The 24,427-nt window shown below is 69.7% G+C and carries 17 protein-coding genes; 10 read left to right on the plus strand and 7 right to left on the minus strand.

The features are described 5' to 3' along the window. Positions 1 to 240: 240 nt before the first annotated feature. Together N5D62_RS02535 and N5D62_RS02540 are read left to right on the plus strand one after the other, a co-directional pair. Positions 241 to 4,143, plus strand: coding sequence for an FAD/FMN-binding oxidoreductase (locus tag N5D62_RS02535; RefSeq protein WP_279755935.1), 3,903 nt, complete (start codon positions 241 to 243; stop codon positions 4,141 to 4,143). A 211-nt stretch (positions 4,144 to 4,354) separates the two neighbouring features. After that, positions 4,355 to 4,930: a hypothetical protein gene (locus tag N5D62_RS02540; protein ID WP_279755885.1), complete on the plus strand. Its 576-nt coding sequence runs from the start codon at positions 4,355 to 4,357 to the stop codon at positions 4,928 to 4,930. Between the two features lie 52 nt (positions 4,931 to 4,982). Here the strand turns inward: N5D62_RS02540 and N5D62_RS02545 are convergent, their stop codons facing one another. The 4 genes from N5D62_RS02545 to N5D62_RS02560 all read right to left on the minus strand — a co-directional run bounded on the left by N5D62_RS02545 (position 4,983) and on the right by N5D62_RS02560 (position 11,242). Further along, positions 4,983 to 6,917, minus strand: a complete 1,935-nt coding sequence (locus N5D62_RS02545; protein WP_279755887.1) for a Cache 3/Cache 2 fusion domain-containing protein — start codon at positions 6,915 to 6,917, stop codon at positions 4,983 to 4,985. Between the two features lie 298 nt (positions 6,918 to 7,215). Next, positions 7,216 to 8,217: a tripartite tricarboxylate transporter substrate binding protein gene (locus N5D62_RS02550; RefSeq protein ID WP_279755888.1), complete on the minus strand. Its 1,002-nt coding sequence runs from the start codon at positions 8,215 to 8,217 to the stop codon at positions 7,216 to 7,218. A gap of 72 nt (positions 8,218 to 8,289) precedes the next feature. Beyond that, the gene (locus N5D62_RS02555) at positions 8,290 to 8,805 is read right to left on the minus strand and encodes a hypothetical protein (RefSeq protein ID WP_279755889.1); all 516 of its coding nucleotides are present in this window, start codon (positions 8,803 to 8,805) and stop codon (positions 8,290 to 8,292) included. 391 nt (positions 8,806 to 9,196) lie between these two features. Beyond that, positions 9,197 to 11,242, minus strand: coding sequence for a M13 family metallopeptidase (locus N5D62_RS02560; protein ID WP_279755890.1), 2,046 nt, complete (start codon positions 11,240 to 11,242; stop codon positions 9,197 to 9,199). A 417-nt stretch (positions 11,243 to 11,659) separates the two neighbouring features. Between N5D62_RS02560 and N5D62_RS02565 the strand changes: the two genes are divergently transcribed. From N5D62_RS02565 to ubiE, 3 genes are all read left to right on the plus strand, one after another. Next, positions 11,660 to 13,468 carry a S8 family peptidase gene (locus tag N5D62_RS02565; RefSeq protein WP_279755891.1) on the plus strand — a complete coding sequence of 603 codons (1,809 nt, stop codon included), beginning with the start codon at positions 11,660 to 11,662 and terminating at the stop codon, positions 13,466 to 13,468. Positions 13,469 to 13,629: 161 nt separating this feature from the next. After that, the gene (locus tag N5D62_RS02570; RefSeq protein ID WP_279755892.1) at positions 13,630 to 14,064 is read left to right on the plus strand and encodes a DUF971 domain-containing protein; all 435 of its coding nucleotides are present in this window, start codon (positions 13,630 to 13,632) and stop codon (positions 14,062 to 14,064) included. Positions 14,065 to 14,110: 46 nt separating this feature from the next. Beyond that, positions 14,111 to 14,842 (plus strand): bifunctional demethylmenaquinone methyltransferase/2-methoxy-6-polyprenyl-1,4-benzoquinol methylase UbiE, encoded by a 732-nt coding sequence (gene ubiE / locus N5D62_RS02575; RefSeq protein ID WP_279755893.1) that lies wholly within the window; start codon positions 14,111 to 14,113, stop codon positions 14,840 to 14,842. A 185-nt stretch (positions 14,843 to 15,027) separates the two neighbouring features. Here ubiE and N5D62_RS02580 read toward each other — a convergent pair whose 3' ends face one another. After that, the gene (locus N5D62_RS02580; RefSeq protein ID WP_279755894.1) at positions 15,028 to 15,282 is read right to left on the minus strand and encodes a hypothetical protein; all 255 of its coding nucleotides are present in this window, start codon (positions 15,280 to 15,282) and stop codon (positions 15,028 to 15,030) included. Positions 15,283 to 15,341: 59 nt separating this feature from the next. After that, on the minus strand, positions 15,342 to 16,406 hold the full coding sequence (locus tag N5D62_RS02585; protein ID WP_279755895.1) for an NAD(P)H-dependent oxidoreductase: 1,065 nt from the start codon (positions 16,404 to 16,406) through the stop codon (positions 15,342 to 15,344). A 147-nt stretch (positions 16,407 to 16,553) separates the two neighbouring features. On the opposite strand from N5D62_RS02585, the gene N5D62_RS02590 reads away from it, so the two are divergent. The 4 genes from N5D62_RS02590 to N5D62_RS02605 all read left to right on the plus strand — a co-directional run bounded on the left by N5D62_RS02590 (position 16,554) and on the right by N5D62_RS02605 (position 21,805). Next, positions 16,554 to 16,943, plus strand: a complete 390-nt coding sequence (locus N5D62_RS02590) for a helix-turn-helix domain-containing protein (protein WP_279755896.1) — start codon at positions 16,554 to 16,556, stop codon at positions 16,941 to 16,943. A 21-nt stretch (positions 16,944 to 16,964) separates the two neighbouring features. Then, complete coding sequence (locus N5D62_RS02595) at positions 16,965 to 18,296, plus strand: type II toxin-antitoxin system HipA family toxin (RefSeq protein WP_279755897.1); 1,332 nt, start codon at positions 16,965 to 16,967, stop codon at positions 18,294 to 18,296. A 290-nt stretch (positions 18,297 to 18,586) separates the two neighbouring features. Then, the gene (locus N5D62_RS02600; protein WP_279755898.1) at positions 18,587 to 19,312 is read left to right on the plus strand and encodes a PEP-CTERM sorting domain-containing protein; all 726 of its coding nucleotides are present in this window, start codon (positions 18,587 to 18,589) and stop codon (positions 19,310 to 19,312) included. Positions 19,313 to 19,330: 18 nt separating this feature from the next. Continuing rightward, entirely contained in the window at positions 19,331 to 21,805 is a 2,475-nt protein-coding gene (locus N5D62_RS02605) for a CehA/McbA family metallohydrolase (protein ID WP_279755899.1), read from the plus strand. A gap of 92 nt (positions 21,806 to 21,897) precedes the next feature. Here N5D62_RS02605 and N5D62_RS02610 read toward each other — a convergent pair whose 3' ends face one another. Next, positions 21,898 to 23,508, minus strand: a complete 1,611-nt coding sequence (locus N5D62_RS02610; protein WP_279755900.1) for a PLP-dependent aminotransferase family protein — start codon at positions 23,506 to 23,508, stop codon at positions 21,898 to 21,900. Positions 23,509 to 23,590: 82 nt separating this feature from the next. On the opposite strand from N5D62_RS02610, the gene N5D62_RS02615 reads away from it, so the two are divergent. Beyond that, positions 23,591 to 24,409, plus strand: a complete 819-nt coding sequence (locus N5D62_RS02615) for a hypothetical protein (RefSeq protein ID WP_279755901.1) — start codon at positions 23,591 to 23,593, stop codon at positions 24,407 to 24,409. Positions 24,410 to 24,427 lie beyond the last annotated feature (18 nt).

Raw genomic sequence — 24,427 nt, forward strand, 5'->3', positions numbered from 1 at the left:
TGGCGCTGGGTTAGGATTCCGCCCATTGCCCAGTCCGGGCCGGCCGCCGACCGCGGCCATCGCGAACGCCTCTTCCAATCCCGTGTCCAGCGGGGGCGGGGACCACAAGTCCGGGGTGCCGTCCGGCCGCGGGTCCCAACGCTTTTCCCCAGCCTGGCATCGGCGTTCCGCCTCGGACGCCGGCCTGCCGCAACCCCGGTGCGCGAGCACCTGGCCGCCATGAACGCACCGCATCTGCCGATGCCCGCCGACCCCGCGATGGCCGGCGATCCGATCCAGCCGCACGCCAGCGCCGCCCGGCTGCGCGAGATTCCGTACAACTACACGTCCTTCTCCGATCGCGAAATCGTCCTTCGTCTGCTCGGCGCCCGTGCCTGGCAGCTGCTGGACCGCTTGCGCGGCGAGCGGCAGACCGGCCGCTCCGCGCGGATGCTGTACGAGGTGCTCGGCGACATCTGGGTGGTGCAGCGCAATCCGTACCTGCAGGACGACCTGCTGGACAACCCCAAGCGCCGCGAGGCGCTGATCGGCGCCCTGCGCCACCGGCTCACCGAGGTGCAGCGCCGCCGCCATCCCGAGGACGACGCGCAGCGCGACGCCTGGGTCGGCGAGCTGCTGACCGCGGCGGAGGCCGCGGTGGCCGCGTTCTCCCACCAGTTCGACCAGGTGGCCGAGTTGCGCAAGCGCGCGGCCAAGGTCTTCGCCCGGACCACCGCGAAGGACAACGTCAAGTTCGACGGCCTGTCGCGCGTGGCGCACGTGACCGACGCGACCGACTGGCGCGTCGAGTACCCCTTCGTCGTGCTCACCCCCGACACCGAGGCCGAGATGGCCGCGCTGGTGGCGGGCTGCTTCGAGCTCGGGCTGACGGTGATCCCGCGCGGCGGCGGCACCGGCTACACCGGCGGCGCGGTGCCGCTGGTGTGGAACAGCGCGGTCATCAACACCGAGAAGCTCGAGGCCATGCGCGGCGTCGAGATGAAGGCGCTGCCGGGCCTGGACCGCGAGGTCGCGACGATCTGGACCGAGGCGGGCGTCGTCACGCAGCGCGTGTCGGACCTGGCGGAGCTGCACGGCTTCGTGTTCGCGGTCGATCCGACCTCGGCCGAGGCCTCGTGCGTCGGCGGCAACATCGCGATGAACGCGGGCGGCAAGAAGGCCGTGCTGTGGGGCACCGCGCTGGACAACCTGGCCTCGTGGCGCATGGTGACGCCGGACGCGAAGTGGCTCGAGGTGGTGCGCGTCAACCACAACCTGGGCAAGATCCACGACGTCGAGGTCGCCAGCTTCGACCTGCACTACTACGACGCCACCGGCAGGACGCTCGAGCGCACCGAGCGCCTGGACATCCCCGGCCGCACCTTCCGCAAGGAAGGCCTGGGCAAGGACGTCACCGACAAGTTCCTGGCCGGCCTGCCCGGCATCCAGAAGGAAGGCTGCGACGGCCTGATCACCAGCGCGCGCTGGATCGTGCACCGCATGCCGGCGCACGTGCGCACCGTCTGCCTGGAGTTCTTCGGCAACCCGAAGGACTGCGTGCCGTCGATCGTCGACATCAAGGACTTCATGTTCGGCGAGATGAAGAAGCCGAATGGCGCGATCCTCGCGGGCCTGGAGCACCTGGACGACCGCTACCTGAAGGCGGTCGGCTACGCGACCAAGAGCAAGCGCGGCGGGCTGCCGAAGATGGTGCTGATCGGCGACATCGTCGGCGACGACGCGGACGAGGTCGCGCGCGCCACCAGCGAGGTCGTGCGCCTGGCCAACGGCCGCTCGGGCGAGGGCTTCGTCGCGGTCAGCGCCGACGCGCGCAAGAAGTTCTGGCTCGACCGCAAGCGCACCGCGGCGATCTCCAAGCACACGAACGCGTTCAAGGTGAACGAGGACGTGGTGATCCCGCTGCCGCGCATGGGCGAGTACACGCTGGGCATCGAGCGCATCAACATCGAGCTGTCGCTGCGCAACAAGCTGGCGCTGGTCGACGCGCTGCGCGAGTTCTTCGCCGCCGGCAACCTGCCGCTGGGCAAGAGCGACGACGCCGGCGAGATCCCCAGCGCCGAGCTGCTCGAGGACCGCGTGCAGCAGGCGCTGGCGCTGCTGGACGAGGTCGGCGCGCAGTGGCGCACCTGGATGCAGGAACTCGACCTCCCGCGCGACGGCGACCGCACCTACTTCGAGCAGCTGCAGGACTACACGCAGCGCGCGAGCTGGAAGCGGCAGATCCTCAAGCCGCTGCAGGACGTGTTCGCCGGCGCCTCGTTCGCGCCGATCCTGGCCGAGTGCAAGCGCATCCACAAGGAGGTGCTGCGCGGCCGGGTCTGGGTGGCGCTGCACATGCATGCCGGCGACGGCAACGTGCACACCAACATCCCGGTGAACTCGGACAACTACGAGATGCTGCAGACCGCGCACGAGGCGGTCGCGCGGATCATGACGCTGGCGCGCTCGCTGGACGGCGTGATCTCGGGCGAGCACGGCATCGGCATCACCAAGCTGGAGTTCCTCAACGACGAGGAGCTCGCGGGCTTCGCCGGCTACAAGGCGCGGGTCGACCCCGAGGGGCGCTTCAACAAGGGCAAGCTGCTGCGGCCCGGTTCCGGCGGGCAGGGCGGGCAGAACACCTTCGCCGACCTGACCAACGCCTACACGCCCAGCTTCGGGCTGATGGGACACGAGTCGCTGATCATGCAGCAGAGCGACATCGGCGCGATCAGCGAGTCGATCAAGGACTGCCTGCGCTGCGGCAAGTGCAAGCCGGTGTGCGCCACGCACGTGCCGCGCGCCAACCTGCTCTACAGCCCGCGCAACAAGATCCTGGCGACCTCGCTGCTGGTCGAGGCCTTCCTCTACGAGGAGCAGACCCGGCGCGGCGTGTCGATCAAGCACTGGGAGGAGTTCGAGGACGTCGCCGACCACTGCACGGTCTGCCACAAGTGCGTCAACCCGTGCCCGGTGAAGATCGACTTCGGCGACGTCACGATGAACATGCGCAACCTGCTGCGCAAGATGGGCAAGAAGAGCTTCCGTCCCGGCAACGCCGCGGCGATGCTGATGCTCAACGCGACCAATCCGGAGACGATCAAGGTCGCGCGCGCGGCGATGGTCGGCGTCGGCTTCAAGGCGCAGCGCCTGGCCAACAGCCTGCTCAAGCGCGTGGCGCGCAAGCAGACCGGCGCGCCGCCGGCGACCGTGGGCACCGCTCCCGTCAAGGAGCAGGTGATCCACTTCATCAACAAGAAGCTGCCCGGCGGGCTGCCGAAGAAGACGGCGCGCGCGCTGCTCGACATCGAGGACAAGAACTACGTCCCCATCATCCGCAACCCGCTCAAGACCTCGGCGGACGCGGAGGCGGTCTTCTACTTCCCGGGCTGCGGCTCGGAGCGGCTGTTCAGCCAGGTGGGGCTGGCCACGCAGGCGATGCTCTGGCACGCCGGCGTGCAGACGGTGCTGCCGCCCGGCTACCTGTGCTGCGGCTATCCGCAGCGCGGTTCGGGCCAGTTCGACAAGGCCGAGCAGATCATCACGGACAACCGCGTGCTGTTCCATCGCGTGGCCAACACGCTGAACTACCTCGACATCAAGACGGTGGTGGTCAGCTGCGGCACCTGCTACGACCAGCTGCAGGGCTACAAGTTCGAGGAGATCTTCCCCGGCTGCCGCATCGTCGACATCCACGAGTACCTGCTGGAGAAGGGCATCCAGCTCGACTCGAAGCAGGCCTACCTCTATCACGACCCCTGCCACTCGCCGATGAAGCTGCAGGAGCCGATGAAGACGGTCAAGGCGCTGGTCGGCCCCGAGGTCATGAAGAGCGAGCGCTGCTGCGGCGAGAGCGGCACGCTGGGCGTCACGCGGCCGGACGTGTCCACGCAGGTGCGCTTCCGCAAGGAAGAGGAGCTGCGCAAGGCCGAGACGCAGCTGCGCGACGCGGGCAAGGTCGGCGCCCAGGAGAACGTCAAGATCCTGACCAGCTGCCCGTCCTGCCTGCAGGGCCTGAGCCGCTACGGCGGCGACCTGCAGAACGGCCTGCTCGAGGCGGACTACATCGTCGTCGAGATGGCTCGCAAGATCCTCGGCGAGGACTGGATGCCCGCCTACGTGGCCAAGGCCAACAACGGCGGCATCGAGCGGGTGTTGGTGTAGCCGGCGGGGAAGGCCGGCAGGGAAGGGGCTTGGGGCCCTCGGGACGCGACGCGCGCCACGCGTTGCGGTTCGTCAATCGAAGGCTGACGCGGAAGAACCGGTTCGATATCGGTTTGAACTAGGCGCGGTCTGTTGTCGAACTCGCGGCGCGTCGCTTCCCAGGCTCATCGGGAAAGGCGCGCCACCGCCTTGTCCCCTTTCCGGAGCCCCCATGGACACCGTCATCCTGGTCAGCCGCCAGTTGCTGCTTTTCGCCCACCTCGTCGCGTTCGCGCTGGCCTTCGCCACCATCCTGCGGGAGGACCTGGCCTTGATGCGCTCGTGGCGCATCGACGTCGCGCAGCTGGAGCGCACCGGCCGGATCGTCGTGCTGCTGCTGGCCGCGCTGTGGCTGACCGGCGGCGGGCTGATCCTGCTGGACGTGGGCACCGACCTGTCGGCCTTCCTGAATCGTCCGAAGCTGATGACCAAGGTCGGCGTGGTGGCGCTGCTGACGATCAACGGCCTGCTGCTGCACACGGTCGCCTTCCCGATGCTGACCCGCCCGCAGAGCCATCCCGGCCGCGCCGCCGCCATCTGCGCGGTGCTGGGCGCGGTGAGCTCGGTGTCCTGGGGCTACGCCGCCTTCGTCGGCACCGCGCGCATCATCTCGCCGATGATGACCCTCGAGTCCTTCCTGTCGCTGTACGTGATCGCGCTGGCCGTCGGCCTGGGCGTGGCGCTGGTGGTGGTGCGGCCGATGGTGCGCCACCTGATCCAGTCGGCCGGGAGGCCGGCCCTGGGCTGAGGCCCGCGAGGCGATGCGCGATTCCTCGCGCATCGCCGGGGAGCGTTCCGGGTCAGACCCGGAACTGCCCCACCTGTTCCACCAGCCGATGCGCCTGCTCCCGCAGGCTTTCCGCGGCGGCGGTGCTTTCCTCGACGAGCGCGGCGTTCTGCTGCGTGCCCTGGTCCAGCTGGGCGACCGCGCCGTTGATGCGCGTCACGCCCTGGGACTGCTCCCGGGAGGCGGTCGAGATCTCTCCGATGATGTCGGTCACGCGCCGCACGCTGGCGACGATGTCGCGCATCGCGTCGCCGGTGTCGCCGACGAGCTTGGCGCCGGACTCGACCCGCTCGCCGCTGGCGGTGATCAGGCCCTTGATCTGCTTGGCCGCTTCCGCGCTGCGCTGGGCGAGCTGGCGGACCTCGGCGGCGACCACCGCGAAGCCGCGGCCCTGTTCGCCGGCGCGCGCCGCCTCCACCGCGGCGTTCAGCGCCAGGATGTTGGTCTGGAACGCGATCGAGTCGATCGTGCCGATGATGTCGCCGATCTGGCGGCTGGCGGCGCTGATGTCGTCCATCGTGGTGACGACCTGCGCGACGACGTCGCCGCCGCGCTGCGCCGCGCGATCCGATTCACCGACCAGCTGATGCGCCTGCGCCGCCGAGGCCGCGGTCTGGCTCATCGAGCTGGCCAGCTCCTCCAGTGCCGAGGCGGTTTCCTGCAGGTGGCTGGCCGATTGCTCGGTGCGGGCCGACAGGTCGCGGCTGCCCGCGGCGACCTCGGCCGAGGCGGTGCCGATGCTGTCGGAGGCCTGGCGCACCTCGTTGATGGTGCGCGCGAGCTGCTGGCGCATGCGCTCGACGCCGTCGGCCAGCGCGCCGAGGTCGTCGCGCTGGTGCACGATCACCGGACGCGTCAGGTCGCCGGCGGCGACCGCGCCGACCGCTTCGTTGAGTTCCGCCAGCGGCTGGCCGACCCAGCGGCCCAGCATCCAGGTCACGCCCAGGCCCAGCAGCACGACCGTCGCCAGCATCAGGCCCCAGAGCACCCACAGCGTCGTGTTGTGCGCGGCGAGCGCCTGCGCGCGCGAGGCTTCCGCGACCACCCACCAGCCGGTCGCCTCGGACTTGCGGCCGACCGCGAACGCGTCCTGGTACTTGTCGCCGTAGACCGCCTGCACCCGCTCGAGCACGCCGTCCTGGTCCCCGGTCAGCGTCTTGACCAACTGCTCGGCCTGGTCGGCCGGCAGCAGCTCCGACAGCTTCTTGCCCTGCGCGCGCGGATGCGCCCGCAGCAGCGCGTCGGCCGGCGTCTTGCCCGGATCGAGCAGGTACAGGCCGCCGGTCTCGTAGAGCTTGACCGCGTCGGCCATGCGCACCAGTTCCTGCTGCAGGCCGCGCATGTCGAAGCCGATGTACAGGATGCCCACGACCTTGCCGCCGGCGTCCTTGATCGGCGAGTAGCGCGTCATGTACGGCACCTTGAACAGCGTGGCCGGGCCGATGTAGGTCTCGCCGGTGGACAGCTTGGCGTAGGCCGCGCCCGCGCGGTCCAGCGTCGTGCCGACGGCGCGCGAGCCGTCTTCCTTCTTCACCGAGGTCGTGACGCGGATGAAGTCGTCGGCGCCCTTGCGCGCGAAGATCGTCGCGTTGCCGCCGGTCAGCCGGGTGAAGCGGTCCACCGCGTCGAAGTTGCCGTTGAGCTTCTGGCCGTTGAAGGCCAGCTCGCCGTCGCCCTCCAGCGTGAACGCGCCGCCGGCGAAGTCGCCGGCGAGCACGTCATAGAGCCGGTTGGCCGAATCCCGCGCCGTGCGGTCCAGCGCGTCGGCGACGCGCGCGACCGAGGCGGCCTCGGCCGACATGTAGTCCAGCGTGCGCTGCTGCGCCTGGTTGGTCAGCACCCAGGACAGGGCGCCGCAGATGACGATCAGCAGGGCCGCGATCGCGGCGCTCGACCAGAGGGAGACGCGACGGGCGACCGTCGCGCGCACGGCGTTGTTGTTGCTCATGACTGGCGGCTCCACGGCGGCGCGGAGCAGGAGTGGTGGGAGTTCTCCAGCGCGTCGCGATCGACCTGTCCTTGCGCCGGATCAAAACTTTATGCGCTCCGGGTCGCCAGTCGCACCGTCTTGTTACCCTTTTCAAGGGTTAACCCGCAGGTATCGCGTACCCCCGTGAACTAATGCGCGGCCGCGACACCCGCCGGGCGGTCGGTTCACGCGCACGTCACCCGGGCATCAGCCGGGCATCAGCCGGGCATCACCCGGGCCCCACCCGGGCCACGCACTGCCGCCGGCGCCGCCGCGGTCAATCGGCCGTGATGCCGCGGCTGCGGATCAGCGCATGCCACTTCTGCGTCTCCGCCTGGACGAAGCGCCCCAGCGCCGCGGCGTCGCCCGGGGCGACCTCCAGGCCGAAGTCCTCCAGCCGCGCCTTGAGCTCGGGTTGGCCGAGCGCCTTCGTCAGCTCGGCGCCCAGGCGCGCCACGATCGCCTCGGGCGTGCCCTTGGGGACGAACAGGCCCTGCCAGGCGCTGACGTCGACGCCGGCGATGCCGAGCTCCTCGAAGCTGGGCACGTCGGGCAGCGCCGCGATGCGCCGGGGCGCGAGCACCGCCAGCGCCTTGAGCTTGCCCGCGCGCAGGTGCGGCAGCGCGGCGGCGGTGTCCAGGATGCCCATCGGCACGACGCCGGCGATCAGGTCCTGCGTCGAGAACGCGGTGCCCCGATAGGGCACGTGGACGATGTAGCTGTGGGTGCGGTCCTTGAGCAGCTCCATCGCGAGGTGGTGCGGGCTGCCGATGCCGGGCGACGCGTAGCTGTACTTGCCGGGCCTGGCCTTGACGGCCTCCAGCCACTGCTTGGCGGAGGTGAAGCCGGCGGCCGGATTGACGACCAGCAGCAGCGGGAAGCGGGCCATCAGGCCCACCGGCGCGAAGTCCGCCGGCGCGTAGGGCAGCTTCTTGTACAGCGCGCTGTTGAAGACCATCGCGCCGTTGTCGCCGGTCAGGATCGTGTAGCCGTCGGGCGGCGACTTGGCGGCGTTGTCGGTGCCGATGATGCCGGCGGCGCCGGGCTTGTTGTCGATGACCAGCGTCTGGCCGAGCGCCTTGCCCAGCACCGGCGCCAGCTGCCGCGCGAGGAAGTCAGACCCGCCGCCGGCCGGATAGGCGACGACCCAGCGGATCGGCTTGGCCGGCCAGGTGTCCGCGCGCGCCACGGCGGGCCAGCCGAGCGCGGCGGCGGCGGCGCCGGTCGCGCTCGAGAGCAGCAGGGAACGGCGCGCGAGGTCGGTGGGGCGGACGGGCATGGAACAGGTCTCCTTGGGATGCTGGCCCATCCTAGCCAGCGCCCCGCGCGAGCCCCGTCCGGAACAACCCGATCAGCGCCCGTCGGCCATCGGCGCGCTGGCCGCGACGGCGGACGAGCCCGCCGAGGTCGGCGCCAGGTCGATCAGCGCGACGCGGCTGCCGACGTCGTCGCCCGAGGGCTGGTTGCGGAACGAGATCTGCATCACGTAGAGCGTGTCGCGCGCCGGGCCCTGGCACTGCAGGCTGCGCACCGCGCGGCGCACCTCGGTGTCGTAGACGCGCGGGCCGCGGTTCTGGCGGGCCTCGGTGATGGTGCTGCCGTTGAGGCGGAAGCTGACGGTGGAGACGCCCTCGATGCCTTCGATGAACTGCGCCTTGCCCAGCCGCGCGCCGAGCGTGCGCTCGATGTCGGGGCAGGTGGCGCGCACGTCGGTGCGGGCGATCTCGCCGGGGCGCCGGCCGGAGATCTCGACGCGCTCCAGGTCGTCGGGCGCGGCGCGGGCGGCGCCGGCGGCCATCACGGCGAGGAGCGCGCCGAACGTGGCGCGGACGAGGGTCGTGTGGAAGGGGCGGGTGGTCGCTTGCATGTCGTGCTCCTGAGGGCTGGGAAGCCGTCGCGGTCCGCGTGCTTGGCGGTGCGTGCGATCGGTCTTTTTTCAGCGTAGGCAGCGCGGCGGCGGCGACCAAGCGCCCGGCGACCAAGCGCAGAAGGCGAGGCCCGGAGCGCGCGAAAAGCGCGACGAAATGCGCGCGGGAACGACAGGCCGGAAATCGACTTTCCCCAGTATCCATCGGGTCGAAAGTCATGCATGACCTTTGCCGTCGGCGCGCGTGACGGCACCGTGACAAGACCTGGCACCGCGGCGTGAGGCGCCCGGCCCATGACTTCCGCGCGGCCATGCCGGAAGACACGGGTCCGCAATGGCACGGGGCCCGTCGCGCCTCACGGCGCGCGGGCCCCGCGTCGGGTCCGGCGCGTTACCAGACCTGGATCGGATCGCTCGCGACCATCGCGTCGCCGGCCTTGCAGTCGAAGGCCTTGGCGAACGCCGGCATGTTGGACATCGGCGCCAGCACGCGGTACTTGCCCGGCGAATGCGGGTCGGTGCGCAGTTGGTTCAGCAGCGCGGCCTCGCGCGACTTGCCGCGCCACACCAGCGCGTTGGACAGGAAGAAGCGCTGCTCCGGCGTGAAGCCGTCGATCTTCTGCGACGCCTTGTCCGGGCCGGCGCGGCGCAGCGCGTTCTGCAGCGCGTCGAACGCGATCGGCATGCCGGCCATGTCGGAGATGTTCTCGCCCAGCGTCAGCCGTCCGTTGATCGGCGTGCCCTTGACCGGCTCGTAGCGCTCGTACAGCGCGACGACGCGGTCCGCGCGCGCCTTGTAGTGCTCGGCGTCGGCGGCGGTCCACCAGTCGTTGAGGCTGCCGATGCTGTCGAACTGGCGGCCGCGGTCGTCGAAGTGGTGGACGATCTCATGCCCGATCACCATGCCGATGCCGCCGTAGTTGAGCGCGTCGTCGGCGTTGGCGTCGAAGAACGGCGGCTGCAGGATGCCCGCGGGGAAGGTGATCTCGTTGAGGCCGCCGGCCTGCGCGTTCACGATGTAGGGCGACATCGTCCAGCGCGTGCGGTCGCTGGGGCGGTCCAGGTCCTTGACCTGCTCGCCGTGGTACCAGGCGGCGGCGCGCAGCTGGTTGCCGGCGAAGTCCTTCGGATCCAGCGCCATGCCGTCGTAGGTCGGCCAGGTCGCCGGCGCGCCGATCTTGGGCTGCATCGCCTCGAGCTTCTCCAGCGCCTTGACCTTGGTCTCGGGGCTCATCCAGGACAGGCGCTGGATGCGCGTCTTCATCGCCGCCTTGACGTCGCCGATCAGCAGCGTGGCGCGGCGCTGCGCCTCGGGCGAGAACGCCTTGGACACGAACACCTCGCCCAGCGCCAGCCCCAGCGGATTGCCGCCGGTGCGGCCGCCGATGAGCTGGATCACCTCCTCGTCGCGTGGCGCGCGCTGCTCCTGGCCGGCGATCGCGACGCCGCGGTAGTCGAAATCGGCGTCGGCGAAGGCCTTGGGCAGGCGCGCCGCGCTGTTCTCCAGCACCCGCATCCGCAGGTAGGCCTGCCAGGTGGCCAGCGGGATGTGCTCGGCCATCAGCGCGACGCGGGTCATGAACGCGGGTTGCGCGACGATCAGGCGCTCGACGCCGCCGGGACGGGTCTCGCTGCGGGTCAGCGCCTTCAGGTAGGCGTCCCAGGCCAGCCCGGGCGCCTTGCCGGCCAGCTCTGGCGTCGTCATCGGGTTGTAGACCTTGAGCGGATCGCGCAGCTCCGCGCGCGGCGTGGTGGCCTCGGCCAGTTGCGCCTCGAAGCCGACCAACGCGTCCAGCACCGCCGGCGTCGCCTCGAACCCGGCCGACGCCAGCAGCCGCTGCGCATACAGCCGGTAGGCGGCGCGCAGCTTCTTGGCGATGTCGGTGTCCTTGAAGTAGTCGTCGCGGTCGGGCAGCCCCAGGCCGGCCTGGCCCAGCGTCAGCACGTTGACGCGGGTGTTCTTCACGTCGGCGCGCACGCCGGCGCCCAGCGGCGCGGCGATGCCGACGCGGCCCAGTTGGGCCAGCACGAAGGGCAGGTCCTGGGCGGACTTCATCGACGCGATCCGGTCCAGCAGCGGCTTGACCGGCTTGAGGCCCTGGGCCTCGATCGCGGCCTGGTCCATGCCGCTGGCGTAGAAGGCGGCGGCCTGCTTCAAGCCGGGCGTCTTCTGCAGCGCGGGCCTGGCGACCAGCTCCGCCAGCGCGGCGGCCAGCGTGCGGTCGTTGTTGACCCGCAGCGCGTCGAAGCTGCCGATGCGGGTGCGGTCGGCCGGGATCTCGGCGCTGGCGACCCAGGGGCCGTTCACGTAGTCATAGAAGTCCGCGCAGGGCGGGACGTCGGGCGAGAAGCTCGCGACGTCCAGCGCGCGCGCCGGCGCGGCGGCCAGCGCGAGGGTCGAGGCGGCCGCGGCGGCGATCAGGCGTAGAGGAAACATGGTTATTTGTCACCAATGTGTGGCGAAAACGACAAGCCGCACAGGCTAAACGAGCCCCCTCCGACCCGCCATCGGCGCCGTCCCGCGCATGCCTTCCGGCACCCGGGCACGCCGTTCGCGCACCCCTCGCAAATCGCGCGCAAACCTTACGAATCAGGCCCTTAGCTGTAAGGAAGTGGGCGATTGACGGACCAAAGTCTGCGTTCTGACACAAAAAAGTTATAGGGGTATTCCTTCCTGTTAACTGTTGCAGGGGGGGGCGGTTGCCGCCCGGAGAGCTTCCTACACTGCGCCGCACGCTGCCTGGCAAAGACCGGTCGGCGTGCCCCACCAGAGGTGCCAACGCGCCAGGGCGTTCGGGGCTTGCGGGCGTCGGTCACCACCGGCGTCGATTGAAAAACTCTGGAGATGACAAGCATGTTGCGATTGAACAAGCTCAGCCTCGCGCTGGCTGTGGGTCTCGTCACGATGGGTTCGGCCCAGGCGGGCGTGTCGTCGGTGGATGTCGACAAGGCCCCGCGTCAAATGAGCGAACAGACGGACCGTCTGATCGTGAAGTACAAGGACGGCAGCACCGTCGTGCAAGGGCGCCTGGGCGCCGCGGTGCAGGCCCAGTCGGTGGCCAGCGAGGCCATCGGCGCCCGCGCCGAGCGGCTGCAGCAGCTGGCCGCGCCGCTGGGCGCGAAGATGACGCTGCTGCGCCAGATGGGCACCGGCGCCCACGTGTTCAAGCTGGACCGCCGCGTGTCGCTGCAGCAGCTGCGCCAGCTGGGCGAGCAGATCAAGGCGTCCGACGCCAACGTCGAGTACGTCGAGCCCGATCGCAAGATGTACCCGATGTTCACGCCGAACGATCCGTCGTTCTCGTCCCAGTGGGACCTGGGCGACGTGAACTCCGGCATCCGGGCGCAGGCCGCCTGGGAGAAGTCGACCGGCACCGGCGTGGTGGTCGCGGTGATCGACACCGGCTACCGGCCGCACGCGGACCTGTCGGGCCAGATCGTCGCCGGCTACGACATGATCGCGGACACCGCGGTCTCGGTGGACGGCAACGGCCGCGACAACGACCCGAGCGACCCCGGCGACTGGTACTCGGCCAACGAGTGCCAGCCCAACGACCCGGCCTCCGACTCGAGCTGGCACGGCACGCACGTGGCCGGCACGATCGCGGCCAAGACCAACAACGGCGTCGGCGTGGCGGGCATCGCCTTCAACGCCAAGGTCCAGCCGGTGCGCGTGCTGGGCAAGTGCGGCGGCTACACCTCCGACATCGCCGACGGCATCACCTGGGCCTCGGGCGGCAGCGTCTCGGGCGTGCCGGCCAACGCCACGCCGGCCAAGGTGCTGAACCTGTCGCTGGGCGGCGGCGGCACCTGCGACACCACGACGCAGACGGCGATCAACGGCGCCCGCTCGCGCGGCGCCAGCGTGATCGTGGCCGCGGGCAACGAGAACCAGAACGCGTCGAACTCCAGCCCGGCGAACTGCTCGGGCGTGGTGACCGTCGCGGCGACCGACCGCTACGGCGCGCGGGCGTACTACTCGAACTACGGCTCGATCGTGACGCTGGCCGGTCCCGGCGGCGACGTGCGCGCCAGCGCCAGCAACGGCATCCTGTCGACGCTGAACGCCGGCAAGACCACCCCGGGCGCGGACAGCTACGCGTACTACCAGGGCACGTCGATGGCGACCCCGCACGTCGCCGGCGTCGCGGCCCTGCTGTACGCCGCCAAGCCGACAGCCACGCCGGACCAGATCAAGACCGCGCTGACGAGCAGCGCCCGTCCGTTCACCGGCACCTGCAGCCAGTGCGGCGCCGGCATGCTGGACGCGAACGCGGCGATCGACGCGATCCTGGGCGGCGGCGGCGGTGGCGGCACGGTCGCCGAGGTCGAGCCCAACGACAGCCGCGCGGCCGCGCAGGCGATCAACGCGCCGGTCACCGTCAACGGCAGCAGCTCCAGCAGCAACACCAACGACTACTTCAAGGTCGTGCTGCCGGCCGGCAAGACGCTGAGCGCGACGCTGACCCCGGCCGCCGGCAAGGACTTCGACCTGTACCTGCAAAGCAGCACCGGCACGCAACTGCGCGCCAGCACGAACGGCGCCGGTTCGGTCGACAGCTTCTCCTACGCGAACACCGGTTCGGCTTCGGTCACCGTGTACGTGCGGGTCCTGTACTACTCGGGCACGAGCGGCACGTACACGCTCGGCCTGAACTGGTAAGGAGCCGCCCACCGATTACCACTCTCCTCGTTTGGTAAGCCGGGTGCCCTGGGCCCGAACGGGGCTCCCGTTGAATCCCGCCGGTGAAAGCTGGCGGGATTTTTTTTTGACCGGGCCGGTACACTGCCACCCTTGTTTTTCCAGCGTCCCGCGCGCATCCCATGGCCGGCCTCGACAGCAATTCGCCGCTTCCCACCGACATCGTGGTGCACCAGCAGTCCAAGGTGCTGGAACTCGCGTTCAACGACGGCGCGCGCTTCCGCATCCCGTTCGAGCTGATGCGCGTGCGCAGCCCGTCGGCGGAGGTGCAGGGCCACGGACCCGGCCAGGAGACGCTGCAGACCGGCAAGCGCGACGTGACCATCGTCGCGGTGCAGCAGGTCGGGCATTACGCGCTGCAGCCGCTGTTCTCCGACGGCCACGAGAGCGGCCTGTTCACCTGGGCCTACCTCTACGAGCTGGGCCGCGACCAGGACCGCCTGATGCGCGAATACGAAGCCCAGCTGGCCGCCGCGGGCCTGGACCGCGACGCGCCGATGCCGGCCAAGGCCGGCGGCGGTCATGCGCACGGCGGCGGCAGCTGCGGCAGCCATTGACCGAGCCCGTCCCCTTCGGACGCTCCCCCATTCAGCAGGATTCCCCATGAGCTCCACCCATTTCGGCTACGAGACCGTCGACGAGACCGCCAAGGCCCGGCGCGTGCGCGGCGTGTTCGACTCGGTCGCGGCGCGCTACGACGTCATGAACGACCTGATGTCGATGGGCCTGCACCGCGCGTGGAAACGCTACACGCTGGCGGTGGCCAACCTGAAGGCCGGCGACCGCGTGCTGGACATCGCCGGCGGCACCGGCGACATGGCCCGGCTGTTCGCGCGCAAGGTCGGCGAGCGCGGCATGGTCGTGCACACCGACATCAACGAGGCCATGCTGCGCACCGGCCGCGAACGCCTGATCGACGAAGGCCTCGTGCTGCCCACCAACCTGTGCGACGCCGAGGCGCTGCCCTACAAGGACGGCTCCTTCGACCTCGTCTGCGTGGCCTTCGGCCTGCGCAACATGACGCACAAGGACAAGGCGCTCGCGGAGATGAACCGCGTGCTGCGCCCCGGCGGGCGGTTGCTGGTGCTGGAGTTCTCGCAGGTCGCGGAGCCGCTGCGCAAACCGTACGACTGGTACTCGTTCAAGGTCCTGCCGCGCATCGGCTCGCTCATCGCCGGGGACGCCGACAGCTACCGCTACCTCGCCGAATCCATCCGCATGCACCCGCCTCAGGCCGAACTCAAGGCCATGATGAAAACCGCCGGGTTCGGGCACGTCGACGTGCACAACCTCAGCGGCGGAGTCGTGGCGTTGCACGCAGGGATCAAGTGCTGAGGCCTCCTGCGGGGACCAAGCGCGGAGAAGCCGGATTGCCGGTGCCCCTCTGCGCTCCACGCCTCCGCACGCTCGGCAGTCGCTTCGAGGGGCACCGGCAATCCGGCTTCTCTTGATCCGTTGGGGCGTGCCGGGACTGGCCGGCGGCTCACGATTCGGGCCCCGCCTGGCGGGGCCCCGTCATTTCAGCAGGGGGCTTTCCACTCCCGGAGCTCGGTCGCGAGGATCGGGTGACCCTCCTCCTCCGCCCGGCGGGCGAGCGCGTCGACATTCCTGTCGGTGACGAACTCGTGGCCCACGCCCTTCACCAGCTGGCCGTAGACGCTGTCGAGATCATCGGCATCGACGTCGGCATCGGAAGAGGGGAACGGCGGCACGTCCGGCGGCAGTTCCGGCCGGAGTTGCGGCGTCGAGCGGGAAGAGGAGTTGGAAGCGGCCATCGGAGTACTCCTTGAATCGATGAGGTCGAGGGAGGTCATGCGAACTGGCGAGGCCCCCGTCACTTCGGACGAACGGCCCGGCGATTGGAACGGGGCAGGCGGCCCTCCCGCAACTGCTTGACCGCGTCGCCGACGAGGTCGGCCACCAGCCGCACCTCGTCCTGCAGCGCCTCGTCGCGGTCGAGCGCCTCGTGGCTGTCGAAGTAGGGCTCGTAGTAGCCGAGGTAGCGGTCCAGACGCGCCTGGCTGCCCGCGTCGATCAACCCCATCCAGTCCAGCCAGTCGCTCAGGTTGCGGCGCTGGGACTCGACGCCGGCGACGTCGCCATGCACCACCAGCCCATAGACGCGGCCCTCGAGGTGCTTCGGATAGTCCCAACCCTTTTCCTCGATCGCCTTGGCCTCGGCGACCGTCTTGCCGTGGGTGGACGTCGGATCGGCGTTGCCGCCGTCGGCGCAGACCAGGCGGTCGATCATCAGCTTGAGCGCGCTGGGCGACTGGTACCAATAGGTGGGGGTGAACAGGATGACGCCGTGGGCGGAGACCCAGCGCTCGTAGATCTCGTTCATCCAGTCGCTGGACTGGCCGAGCGCGTGATTCGGATAGCAGCTGCAGGGCCAGTGGCAGAGCGGCATCGCGGTGGAGACGCAACCCTTGCAGGGGTGGATCTCGCGGCCGTACTCCGAGACCATCAGGCTCAGGTCGAGCACGTCGACGATGACGTCGTGCGAGGCCAGTTGCTCCTTGGCGATCTGGGTGAGGCGCCAGGTCTTGGACATCTCCCCGGGGCAGGTGCCGTCGTTGCGGTCGCTGCCGCAGACCAGCAGGATCCGCGAGCGCGTGGCCGGGTCGCGCCAGCGCTGCTGGGCGAGCTTCAGGCGCTGGTGGGCGTCGAGCCATTCGACGGAGACCTCGTAGGTCGGGTCCTTGAAGCCGTTGCCGGCGGGCCGGGTGACGGGCGCCTTGCGGCCTTCCTTCATGGCCTGGAAGGCGATGGTCTCGAGCCGGGCGATGGCCTCGGCCTCGACCCGGAACGCCGGGTCGTGGAAGCGGCGCATGAAGCGCTCGTGGAACTGCTCGCGGGTCAACTCCGCGGGCTGCTGGCCCTTGCGGATCTCGGTCATCGGCGGCCCCTCGGGTGGCGATGGGCACAGTATTCGGGCCGCCTCCCGGCGACGCCGTCGGACGGCGGAGGGTTCTCGCGTTGGTCATGTCCTACGTTCGCCGTGACCGGCGTATGCCGTATCCAGCATGTTTGTCATTTATGCCGGATGAGGCATATTTGCAGAATATGCTTTATTCGGCATGAATGCCGTTTATGCTTGATTGAGCATGTATTTCCCTTCGAGCAACTCAGCACATGGAGGTCACCCGTGATCTTCCGTCTTCAAACGCCCAGGCAGCTGGGGCCGCATCTGAGAGCGCTTCGCAGACGCCAAGGCATGAGCCAGGCGCAACTTGGCGAGCGGATCGGGGTCAGCCAGAGCCGCCTGGCCCGGATCGAAGGCGACCCCTCGAGCGTCAGTTTTGACCAGTTGTTGGATCTCCTCCACGCCCTCGGCACCCAACTGGTGCTGGAAACCGATGATCGAAAGCTGGGCGCCGATGGCGGCCCGCAGGGATCGCCCGAGACGCCGTCGGCCTTGGATGAACCCTGGTGATTCGACCTCGGAGAGACATGCATGGCCGCACTTCATTTGTGGATGAACGGACAGCCGGTGGGCACCTGGGAAGTCCAGTCGCGCACGGGCATCGCTTCGCTGCGCTATGAACGGTCGTGGCAGGACTCGCCACAGGGACGGGCGCTTTCCCTGTCATTGCCGTTCGATGCGGATCTCGGCTCGGAGATCGTCACGAACTACTTCGAGAACCTGCTTCCTGACAGTCGACATATCCGCCGGCGGATTCGGGAGCGGTTCCATACGGGGTCCGACGAGGCCTTCGATCTTCTGAAGGCCATTGGCCGGGATTGCGTCGGTGCCCTGCAGATCCTTCCGCCAGACGAATCGCCGGAGGGTTGGAACCGCATCAGCGGCGATCCGCTGACGGAGTCGGAGGTCGGCCGCATCCTGGCCGGGGTGACCTCCCCGATCGCGCTCGGTCATGGCGACGAGAACGACTTCCGCGTCTCGATTGCCGGCGCGCAGGAAAAGACCGCTTTGCTCCGGATCGATGGGCAATGGCATCGACCGCGCGGGGCGACGCCCACGACCCACATCCTCAAGCTGCCGCTTGGACTGGTGGGGAATGTGCGCGCCGACATGACGGAGTCGGTGGAGAACGAGTGGCTCTGCGCGCAGATCCTGCGAGCGTTCGGCCTTCCCGTGGCCACCACGGAAATGGGCGTCTTCGGAGGCGCCAAGGCCCTGGTCGTCGAGCGCTTCGATCGCCTCTGGCAACAGGCGGCCCAGCCTTGGATCTTGCGATTGCCCCAGGAGGACTTCTGCCAGGCCATGGGATTGCCGCCGGACCTGAAGTACCAGTCCGACGGCGGCCCCACCATGCTGGGTTGCCTTCAGCAGTTGCGCATCAGCGAGCGCCTGGACGACGCCGCGACCTTCGCCATCGCGCAATTCGCGTTCTGGCTCCTCGCTGCCACGGACGGCCATGCAAAGAACTTCTCGATCCAGCATCTGCGGGCAGGCAAGTTCGCGATGACGCCGCTCTACGACGTGCTGTCGGTCTGGCCCGTCATCGGCCGGGGTGCCAACCAGATCGAGTACCACCGCGCCAAGCTCGCCATGGGCCTGAAGTCCAAGAACATGCATTACCGGCTGAGCGAACTCCAGCCGCGGCATTGGCATGCCCTGGCCGCGCAGGCCGGCGGCGACGCCTGGCCGCGCATGCTCGACCTGGCCCATCGCGTGCCCGAGGCGCTCGACGCCGTGGAACGCCGGCTCCCCGCCGGATTCCCTGAGAGCACCTGGCAGCCCATCGCCAGCGGCACCCGCCGCCACGCGCGACAGTTCCTCGACGACGCGCCGGGCCTCCGCCGCGCCTCCACCGCGGCCTGATCCCGCAGCCTGATCCCGCGGTCTCACCCCGCGGCCTCACCCCGCGGCCTCGGCCGCGCCCCCACGGCCGGATCGCCCCGATCCGCCCCCTTCTATCCCCCTCGAACGCGGGGGCAGGCCTTCCCGCACCCGGGCTTCCCCGCAACCGGCTTGTCACGAAGCGACCCTACGCTCCGGCCGTTCCTTTCCGCGCCAAGTCAAGCGCAGTTCTTCACACATTTGCTGACAAAGTTTTGCCGTAAACGTTTGCGCAAACATTTGTTTTAACTATTGACTGTCCGAGGGTCGCCATGAAATTCAAATCCATCCTGCTCGCCGCGGGCCTGCTGCTCAGCGGCCTCGCCCACGCCGACACCGTCGCGCTGTGGTCCTACACCCCCGACCGCGGCGGCGTGATCTCCCCCACCAAGCCGACGTACTCCGACCACGGCGGCAGCGATTCCCGCACGCTGGGCAACGTGTCCACCGCCTTCGTCAGCCAGACCGGCTCGTCGGACACCACCGCCGGCTCGTCGGCGCTGAACACCACCGGCTACGCCGCCCAGGGCACCGGCGACCGCACCACCGGCATCCAGTTCATGGTGGACACCACCGGCTTCCAGGACATCGTCCTGACCTTCGACCAGCGCAACAGCGGCACCGCCTCGGCCTGGACCGCGCTGCTCTACACGCTGGACGGCGAGAACTGGATCGAGGCCACCACCTTCCGCATGCTGCGCGACAGCGTCTTCGTGAAGGGCCTGGGCTTCGACTTCAGCGACATCGCCGGCGTCGACAACAACGCCAACTTCGCGATCCAGCTGGTCAGCATGTTCGCCCCGAACACGACCGCCTACGCCGGCACCGGCAACAACTACGCCACCGGCGGGACCATCCGCTACGACATGGTCCAGTTCGCCGGCACGCTGATCCCTGAGGTCGAAGTGCCCGAAGTCCCCGAGCCCGCGTCGATCGCGCTGACCCTGGCCGCCCTGGGCGTCATGGGCGCCGTGGTCCGCCGCCGCAAGCAAGCCTGAGAAGAGGAGACCCCCACCATGAACTTCCGCACCCTGTTCCCCCTGTCCGGACGCGCCGTGCTGCGCGTCACCACGCTGAGCGCCATGGCCGTCGTGCTGAGCGCCTGCGGCGGCGGCTTGAGCGGCGACAAGTCGCAGCAGTCGCAGCAGCAGGCCGCCGCGCCTGACGACCGCGCCACCGCGCAAGGCGCCGACCCGTCCGCGAAGTACCCCGACCACCATGAGTTCGAGGCCGCGCTCGACGTGCCGTTCACCGGCGCCGAGTCCACCGGCGCCCGCGACTTCGCCGTCCACCTCGACTACGTGGGCGCGCCCGCCGGCACGCTGCTGGCCTGGCGCGTCGAACTGCGCTCGCCCAGCGGCGCGCTGGTCAAGCGCTGGACCGGCGTCGAGCCGTACGCCGGCGCGGTCAAGACCGTGCCGCTGAGCTGGTCCGGCCGCGGCGACGCGAGCCTGGCCGACGGCGTCTACACCGCCACGCTGACCGCGCTGAGCGCCAAGGCCGGCACCGCGCTCAAGGGCAACGGCGCCGACGCGCAGTTCGCCGAGATCCTCGCCGCGCAGCAGGCCGGCGAACTGCAGGGCCACGAGGTCGAGCAGAGCTGGAACTTCGCCCTCGGCAAGCCGGCCAAGATCGCCATGGGCACGCTGCGTCCGCTGGCGATGGGCGCCTCGGGCGAGGCCGACCAGCGCGTGCGCGCGCAGTCGGCGGCGGTGGGCGCGGGCTCCTGGCCCTACACCATCTACTACGGCAGCTTCCACGGCCAGACCAACGACTCCGACGGCGGCGGCGCCATCGGCAGCTGCAGCTCGTCGCAGCCCGCGCAGACCGGCGCCTTCGGCCCGGACGCGGCCTTCCCGTACGCGAAGAACGCCGGCCTGGACATCTTCGCCAACACCGACCACAACCACTACTTCGACGGCTCCTCCAGCACCAACGCCAGCGGCAGCGCCACCGCGGCCAAGGCCCGCTACCAGCGCGGCCTGCAGATCGCGTCGGACTACAGCGCCGCCAACCCCGGCTTCCTGGCCGTGTACGGCATGGAATGGGGCGTCATCAGCAACGGCGGCCACCTGAACATCTTCAACAGCAACGAGCTGTTCTCGTGGGAATACAACGCCCAGAACGAGCTGTTCGGCGATCGCTACATCGCCAAGAGCGACTACGCGTCGCTCTACTCGGTGATGCGCGCGCAGGGCCTGATCGGCCAGTTCAACCACCCCGACTCGAGCGGCCAGTTCATCATCAACGGCACCGACATGGCCTACAGCGCCGATGGCGACGAGGTGATGGTGATGTCCGAGGTGATGAACACCTCCGCGTTCTCGTCCAACACGACCGAGAGCGAGACCTCGCGCAGCTCGTATGAAGGCTCGTGGAAGAAGCTGCTGGAACGCGGCTTCCACGTCGCGCCGGCGACCAACCAGGACAACCACTGCGCCAACTGGGGCAAGTCCTACACGAACCGCACCGCGGTGCTGATCCCCACCGGCACGCCGCTGAGCAAGGCCGCGCTGGTCGACGCGCTGAAGGCGCGCCGCGTCTTCGCGACGATGGACAAGAACTCGCAACTGATCTTCAGCGCCAACGGCAAGATCATGGGCGAGCGCTTCGACAACTCGGGCGCGCTGGCCATGAACGTCGGCTTCTACAACCCGAGCGGCCGCACCGTCGTGTCGACCGAGATCTGGGAAGGCGTGCCCGGACGCAACGGCACGGTGACGCTGCTGAGCAGCAGCCCGACGGCCACCGTCACCCCGGCCAACGGCAAGCACTTCTACTACGCCAAGGTCACGCAGGATGACGGCAAGGTGCTGTGGTCCGCGCCGATCTGGGTCAACCAGGGCATCAGCGGCGGCGACACCACGCCGCCGTCGGTGACCGCCTCGGTCAGCGGCACGACCGGCACCATCACCTTCTCGGCCACCGCCAGCGACAACGTCGGCGTGACGCAAGTCGAGTTCTGGCTGGACGGCGCGCTGCGCGAGATCGACACGACCGCGCCGTACGCGATCAGCGTCAACTCGACGCAGCTGACCAACGGCACGCACAGCCTGGTGGCCAAGGCCTATGACGCCGCGGGCAACACGACGACCTCGGCGCCGGTGAGCTTCACCGTCACCAACGTGGTCGACGCGGCGGACGAGGTTGAGCCCAACAACTCGGTCTCCTCGGCCAACGCGCTGGGCAGCCGCAACCAGCTGACCGGCTTCATCGGCAGCGAGACCGACGTCGACTTCTTCAAGGTCACCCTGGCCGCCAACCAGCGCCTGCGCGTGGACATGACCGGCCCGACCTCGTCGAGCATCGACTACGACCTGTACGTGGTCCGCTCCACCGGCACCGGCCTGGCGCGCTCGGAAGCGGTCGGGAGCACGGAGTCGCTGACCTACCAGAATGGCGCGACGGCGCAGACGGTCTACATCAAGGTGATGTCGTACACGGGATCGAGCACGACGTCCCCGTACAAGCTGACGATCAGCTATCCCTGATGAAGGAACCAGGCCGCCGGTGAAGGCCGGCGGTCGAGGAGGAGGATGAAGGGCGGCCCCGGCGACGGGGCCGCCTTTGCTTTTGGCCTCGCTCAGGCCAGGGCGCGGGCCAGGCGCGCGAGCGCGTCGTCCATCTGGGCGGCGTCGATGCGGCCGTAGCCGAAGAGCAGGGCGTCGTCGTCGGTGCCGCTGCGAGGAAAGGCTGCATCGCCATGGCCGCTGCCGCCGACTCCGCGATCGGCGGCGTAGCGAGCGAGCGTCTCGACGCGCACCCGGTCCGCCGCGGCCCGCGCGGCGATCGTCTCGAGCGGATCGTGCGAGGCGTTCAATCGCACCGCCATGTGCAGCCCCGCTTCGGACGGCAGCACCTCCGCCCGCGCGCCCAGGTGGCGCTCGACCGCCGCGACCAGCGCCTCCCGCCTTGCGCGGTAGATCGCCTGCATCCGGCGCGCGTGGCGCAGCAGGTGACCCTCCTCGATGAAGGCCGCGACCATCTCCTGCGTCAGCGTGCAGGAGTTCCAGTCCGCGACATGCTTGGCCGCCACCAGCGCCGGCAGCGCCCAGCGCGGCGCCACGATGTAGCCCAGGCGCAGCGACGGATACAGGCTCTTCGAGAAGGTCCCGACATAGAAGACGCGGCCGCTGCGGTCCAGCGTCTTCAGCGCGTCCAGGGGCCGGCGGCCGAAACGGAACTCGCTGTCGTAGTCGTCCTCGATGACGACGGCCGGCGTGTCCTGGGCGAAGGCCATCAGCCGGCGGCGGCGTTCCGCGGAGAGCGTCACCCCGCGCGGGAACTGATGCGATGGCGTGACGCAGACGATCTGGCATCCGGCGGGAATGCGTTCGACGTCCAGGCCGTGGTCGTCGACCCGCACCGGCGCCAGCCGCGCGCCCGCGGCGCTGAAGGCGGCACGCATCGGCGGATAGCCGGGATCCTCGATGGCCACGGTGGTCTGGCCGGGCGCCACCAGCACGCGGGCCAGCAGGTCGAAGGCCTGCTGCGCGCCTTGCGTGACGACGACATCCTCCGGCACGCACGCGACCGCCCGCGTGGCCGAGACATGCGAGGCGATGGCGGCGCGCATGCGCGCCAGGCCCTGCGACGACTCGTAGGTCGCGGGCGCGCGTTCGGCCGCCCGCAGCGAGCGCGCGGCCAGGCGCCGCATCACCGCGAAGGGCAGGGGAGCGATGGCGGGGACGCCGACGGTGAAGTCATGTCGCCACGGCGGCGGCGTGGGCCCCGGCGTTGGCGTCGGCGATCGGCTGGACGCTGCCGCCTGCGCCGGCGCGGAGAACCACACGGTCTTCGTCCACGGGCCCTTCGGCGCCACCGAGTCGTCCACCGCGGTCACGTCCGCGATCGAGGGCGCGTTGGAGAGCGCGTTCGAGGCCCCGGTCCTCGCCGCCGCCTTGCGCGCGGCAGGCAAGGCATGCGCGACCGTCGTCCCACCCTTGCCATGCGCGACGACATAGCCTTCGCTCGCCAGCAGGTCGTACAGCGCCACCGCCGTGTTGCGCGAGATCCCCAGCGCCTGCGCCAACGCCCGCGTCGGCGGCAGCTTCAACCCCGGCACCAACCGGCCACCCACGATCGCCGCCCGTAACGCGCGGTGCAGGGCCTTAAGCAACTGCCCACCCTCCGCCCTCGCGGCCTCGGCGAGGACGCCGACCACCGTCGATTCTGGTTCCATGGATTTGCTCATTTATGGCGCTTCTGGCGGTCCAAAGAATGAGCGATTCTGCGGCCTTCAACGGTCTTGCCACCGAGAACCTTGGGAGAGCCTCATGCCGAGATTCATTTGCCAGACGTGTGGAACGCAGCATGCGGAAGCCGCAGAGCCGCCGTCGTCCTGCCGGATCTGCTCGGATGAACGCCAGTACGTCGGGTGGGGCGGACAGAAGTGGACGACCCACGAGGCGCTCGCCGCCTCACATCGGCTGCGCCTCGACCTGGACGGCGACCTCCTGGGCATCGGGATCACGCCGGGCTTCGGCATCCCGCAGCGGGCGCTGCACCTCCAGACCGGCGCCGGCAACATCCTCTGGGAATGCGTCAGCCTCGTCACGCCCGATGCCGTCGAAGCCCTCAAGGCACGCGGCGGCGTCGACCTGATCGCCATCTCCCATCCCCACTTCTACGCCTCGATGGTCGAGTGGAGCGACGCCTTCGGCGGCATCCCCATCTACCTGCACGAGGCCGACCGCGAATGGATCTCGCGACCCGTCCCCCAGCTGCGCCTGTGGAGCGGCGACGAACTGCGACTCTCCGACGACGTGACCCTGCATCGCTGCCCCGGCCACTTCCCCGGCAGCACCGTCCTGCACTGGCGCGACGGACCCGGCGGCAAGCCGGTGCTGCTCGCCGGCGACGCCCTGCACGTCGTGCAGGACCGCCGCCACGTCACCTTCATGTACTCGGTGCCCAACTACATCCCCGCCGACCCGGCCGACGTGCGCCGCATCCAGGCGCGCCTGGACGGGCTGCCCTTCGAGGACGTCTACGGCTACACCTGGGGCCTGAACATCGTCGGCAACGGCCGCTCGGCCGTCGACGAGTCCTTCGACCGCTACTTCCGCGCGATCGAGGGACGGCGCGCCGCCTGATCGCGTCTATCCCCGATG

It is taken from the genome of Mitsuaria sp. GD03876 (assembly GCF_029840635.1).
GTDB lineage: Bacteria > Pseudomonadota > Gammaproteobacteria > Burkholderiales > Burkholderiaceae_C > Roseateles.